The organism is Streptomyces sp. NPDC002133 (genome assembly GCF_040296405.1).
GTDB lineage: Bacteria > Actinomycetota > Actinomycetes > Streptomycetales > Streptomycetaceae > Streptomyces.
Map to the genome: position 1 here is coordinate 1 of NZ_JBEOXF010000127.1, position 5,075 is coordinate 5,075.

At 76.2% G+C, this 5,075-nt stretch carries 2 protein-coding genes and 1 pseudogene; all 3 read right to left on the bottom strand.

Annotated elements, in window-relative coordinates; genetic code table 11:
- Positions 1-110 (bottom strand): annotated as a pseudogene (locus tag ABT078_RS42280) (ABC transporter ATP-binding protein); the annotation flags it as partial.
- Complete coding sequence (locus tag ABT078_RS42285; protein WP_351237774.1) at positions 107-2,902, bottom strand: FtsX-like permease family protein; 2,796 nt, start codon at positions 2,900-2,902, stop codon at positions 107-109. The pseudogene ABT078_RS42280 and the gene ABT078_RS42285, both read right to left, overlap by 4 nt.
- A gap of 1 nt (position 2,903) precedes the next feature.
- Positions 2,904-5,075, bottom strand: a 2,172-nt coding sequence (locus tag ABT078_RS42290; RefSeq protein ID WP_351237776.1) for an ABC transporter permease, incomplete at its 5' end; no start/stop codon positions are given.

Consider the following 5,075-nt stretch of genomic DNA (forward strand, 5'->3'; position numbering starts at 1 on the left):
ACGAGCCGGTCGCAGGCGATCAGGGCGTCGTGTCCGTACGCGGGCCGGTCGCGGCGCGCCGTCGCCCGCTGCTCCAGCTCCGCGAGCGTGGTCGTCGTCGTGTCGGTCATCGCGTGTCTCCTGCTCTGAGTTCGGTGATCGATCCGCGGCGGCCTGCCCACCACGCCTGCCCGGCGGCCACGGCCGCGGCCAGCGTGACCACGCCGGCGGCGGGCAGCGCCAGCGACCACGGATCGGCACGCAGCGAAGCGCTGTCGAGCGGGGCGAGCCCCGGAGCCGCGGCCAGTGCGAGCCGCACCAGGTCCACGCCGGGGGCGAGCAGTTGGATGGTCGCCCAGCCGACGAGTACGCCGCCCCCGGCGGCGAGCAGCGCCTGCGGCAGAGCCTCCAGGCCCAGCAGCTGCCGCCCCTGCCGGGTGGTCAGACCCATCGTGCGCAACCGGGCGAGCAGGGTGGCGCGTTCCGGGGCCGACTGCAGCAGCGAGAGGAGCAGTGCCAGTACGGCATAGCCCGCGCCCGCGGCGATCGCCGCCGCGTAGATCCGCTCCGCGCCTTCCTGCAGCGGTGAGTCGGTGAACGCCGCACGCTCCTCGCCGCGCAGCCGTACGGACAGGTCCATGCCCGAGTCCCTGCCCGCATCGGCCGTCGCGGCCCGCAGTGCCCGGCCGTCGAGCCGGTCACCGACGGCCAGCAGTGCCGTCGGCGCCCTATGGGTCAGCCTGGTGCCGTCGACGACCAGGAACTCGGCGGACGTGACTGCCGGCGTGTGCGTGCCCACCGCCGTGACCTCGAGGGTGAGGTCCCCTGCGAGCGACGTGATCCGGTGCGCCCCACTGCCGAGCCATTTCGCGACACCGGGCGAGGCGACGGCGCCCAGCACCGGCCCTCCGTCCGCCTCCTTCGACGTCCTCAGTGTCCTCAGCGCGTCCGCCGGGAACGCGCCGAGCCCGAGCTCCCGGGCCAGCCGCGAGTACGCCCCGGGGTCGACGCCGACCAGCGAGGCGCTCAGCGGGTCCCCGACGTCGCTCGCCCGGGAGGGCAGCGCCAGCGCGTGCTCGATCTGCACCGTCGTCACCTCCCGCACGCCGGGAGCTCCCCGCACCGTACGCTCCAGGCCGTCCGGCAGCGCCACCATGTCCCCCGGGCCGGAGATCCGCGCATCCGCACCGGTCGCCAGCAGCGCCGCCCGGTCGCGTGCGTCCGCGACCCCCGCCAGCACGGAGCCGCCGAACGCCGCCGTGGTCAGCGCGATCAGCAGCGCCAGGAGCGGCAGGGCACCCGACGCCGACGACCGTCCCGTACGGGCCAGCGACAGGAACCCGACCGCGCCGCGCAGCCGTCCCACCGGGCGCGCCGCCCACCGCAGCGGCAGCGGATACAGCCGCACGAGCACCAGCGCCGCGATCAGCCCGACCAGCACCGGGGCCGCGCTGACCAGGTGGTCGCCGGCCTCGGATGTGCCGCGCCGCCGCAGCGCCACCACCGCGCCCACCGCAAGCACCAGCAGGGTGAGTTCGGCGACGGTACGGCGCCGGCTCGGGCGGGCGCGCACCAGATCGTCCCGCTCCCCGTGCGCCCGCGGTCGGCGATGCAGCACGAGCGCGCGTACCGGGAGCGCGGTGCACGCGAGGACGGCGACACCCGTGGCGGCGAGGACCGCGGGCAGCAGCCGGGCCTCGTCCACCACCAGCACGGCGAGCAGCAGGCCCAGCCCCGATGCGGGCAGCGCGACCACCGCGGTCTCGGCGAGCAGCCGTCCGCCGATGCCGCGCAGCGACCCGCCGCGTGAGCGCAGCAGGGCCAGTTCGACGCTTCGGCGCGCCGCCACCAGCCCGCCGGTCATCGCGAGGACGACGGCGGCGACCGTGCCGATCCCGATGGCGGCGACGGCGACGACCGGCGCGATCGCCGACCGCATCGTGGTGTGCGACGCGAGGATCGCGTCCAGGTCGGTGGTCAGCGCGGCGTTCTCACCGGCGACCGCCTTCAGCTCCAGCAGCCCCGGCCCGCCTTCGAGGGAGGCCACCAGGCGGGTGAGGTCCGGCACGTCCTGTGCGGTGAGACGACCGGTCGCGGGCGCGACACGCACGTACGGGTGCGGATCGCCCGCCGTACCGAGCAGCGCAGGCGCGGCCTCCGGTGCCAGCAGCAGCCCGGCCCGCCAGTAGACCTGCGGCGGCGTGCCCGGCTTGGCGTCGAGCCCCGGTGTGCGCAGGGTCTGCTCGTAGGACCAGTAGCTGCCCTGCGGGCGACGGGGCTCGACGATCCCGCTGATCCGTACCGCCAGCTCCGGCTCGCCGACATGCACCACGGAACCGACGTCCAGGCGCAGCGCCTTCGCCGTCGCCACGGTCACCGCGGCCTCGACCTCCTTCGTCGTGGACGTCACCCGTCCGTCGGCGGCGGGCAGCCGCCCCTTGCGCACGGTGGCGTGCTCCGCGAGCCCGGACTGCGCGGCGAGGGTGAACTCGGGCCGCTGCGCTTCGGGGCGCGGCAGCCAGGGATCCAGGCCTACGAGCGGCTTGCCGGTCCGCACTCCGTAGGCGGACTGCCCCACGTCCGCCCGCAGCGGCTCGGGCAGCAGTCCGATCACCCGCCGCTGCACCGAGCTCAGGGCCTCGGGCCGCAGCATCTCCTCCCGGGCGGCCTCCGCCACCAGCGGCGGCGTCGGGGTGGTCAGTTCCAGCACGCTGCGGGGCGGTGCGGCGGAGCCGATGTCGTACCGGAGCCCATGGGTCTCGTAGGCGTCGACGGCCCGGGGGAACGCGGCGGCGAGGAAGGCCGTGAGCAGCACGAGTACCCCGATGGCCGCGGCGGCGCCGGGCGCCGTGCGCAGCCGGGTCCGCACCCATGGTGCGACCGCACGGCGGGCTCGCTTCGGCTTCTCGGTGTGCGCGGTCATGTCAGTGGTCCCCCTGGTGGCGCAGGGTCACCGCGGGGTCGGCGCGGCGCAGGGCGATGGTGGCGACGATCAGGAGCGGCAGTGTGGCGACGCCGACGACGAGCAGCGCCACCCGTGGCACGGGCAGTTCGACCAGCACGTGCGGCACCGGCTGGGTGGCGCGGCCGGTCAGCACGATGAGGGGGACCACGGCCCGGGTCAGTACGGCGCCGAGAGCGAGACCTACCAGGAGCGCGATGGCGATGAGCACGCTCTGTTCGGCGGCGACCATGCGGGCGAGCCTGCGGCGCGGTGCGCCCAGGGCGCGCAGGACCGCGAGCTCGGCGGAGCGCTCGCGCAGGGATCCGGCCGCGCTCACCGCGAAGCCGACGGCGGCGAGCGCGGCTGCGGCCACGGCGACGGCCGTCAGCGCCGAGCGGGGCCCCGCGCCGAGCGGATCGCCGAGCAGTTCACCGGCCGCCTCGTCGCGAACGAGGACCTGGCCCGGATCGGCGTCGGGCCGCTGCCGCAGCGCATCGGCGAGGTCCGCGGCCTTGCCGTGCTCCGTGCTCAGCCACCACTCGGTGGGCCTGATGGAGGTGTCCGTGCGGCCGGCGAGGTGCGCGTTGACCGTGCGGAGGTCGAGCAGCAGAGCGCCGCCGTCGCCGCTCTCGGAGCCGGTGGCGGCCGCGGTGCCGCCGGCCTCTCCCGCTGCCGGGGCCGGCGCCGCCGTCTCCGCGCCCGGACCGGTCGTCGGCAGCTGCCGCACCGTCCGCACGATCGTCACCCGCAGGTCCTCACCGGCCAGGGACACGTCGACGCTGTCGCCGGGCTTCGACCCCGAAGCGCTCAGGAACGCGTCCGTGGCCACGGCCGGGATCTCCTTCGGCGCGGCCGGGCGCTCCGCACCGATGCGGATCCCGAACTCCATGGGCACGGTGTAGTCGAACCCGAACTCCGTCGTTGTGGGCGCCGGGCCGACGTCGTAGCCGACGGTCAGCAGCGTCTTCCCCGAGGTGGTCGGGCGCAGCGCCACCGGCTCGTGCGGCTCCCCTCCGACCGTGTCGGTACCGGTGCCCTGCCAGCGGAGCCCGTCCGGCACCGCCACCGGCCGTGCGGTCCCCTCGGGACCGGCGGTCAGCAGCCGTTCGATGCTCAGGCGGTGCTTCTCGCCCGGCCCGTCGGGCACCGAACCGTCGAGCCGCAGACTCGTCACGGTGAGCGGCCCGGCGGGAGCTGCGTGGCCGCCGGCGGCGGTTCCGTCCAGGTCCGCGGTGACCGCATGCGTCCGGCCGTCGGCGGGCACAGCGCCCGCGGGGATCCGGTAGACGATGCCGTAACGGTCCTCCACCACGACCGTGAGTCTCGGCGCGAGTCCGGAGGGGGAGGCACCCGACGCGGACTTCTCCTCGTCGATGCGCAGTTCCACGGTGAGACGCCGGGTGTCCTGCGGCAGGGTCACGCCTGCCTGTGTGCCCTGCGCCGTGCCCACGGCCTTGAGCAGCCGGCTCGCCGGCTCGTCGGCCAGATCGCCGCGCAGCAGCAGCTGTTCGTCCGCACGTGCCGTGTCCAGGACGAGGACGCTCGCCGTGCGGTTGCCGGACAGGCCCAGGGATGCGCGATGCGCGGGCGCGGCCCGGCGTACGCCGGGCAGGTCCGCGTACCGGCCGGCGTCACCGGGCCCGCCCGTCCCGGTCTCCAGCACCCGCACCGAGGCGCCCGTCCTGAAGTCCGCCTGGTCGGCCTGCGAACGGTCCCACGACGCGCTCTGCCCGATCGCCAGCATGCCCATGGCGACGGAGAGGACCAGTAGCAGCACCGGGCCTGCCCCGCGCAGCGGGCGACGGCTGAACTGCCAGCCCGCGAGGGCCGTTTCCAGCCCGCGCCCGCCGGCCGCGCGCCGCTCCGCGAGCCGTGCCGCGGGCGGCAGCAGACGCAGGGTCAGCACCGTTCCGGCGAGCAGCGCCAGCGCGGGCGCCACGACGAGCAGCGGATCGATGCCCAGAACGCCCTCGCGGTCGCCGCTGAGGGCGCCCGTGCCGCTCGCGGTGGTCTGCCGGTCCAGCTGCCAGTACGCCACCGCCGCGATCACCAGCAGTCCGACATCGGCCCCCGCGCGCACGGGCGCGGGCAGGGCCGCGGCACGGACGCGCCGCAGGCGCCCCGACGCATCCGCCGTTGCGGCCAGCGCGGG

Coding starts and splice junctions, on each gene's coding strand:
- ABT078_RS42285 (WP_351237774.1), bottom strand. CDS start 2,902: ATGACCGCGCACACCGAGAAGCCGAAGCGAGCCCGCCGTGCGGTCGCA.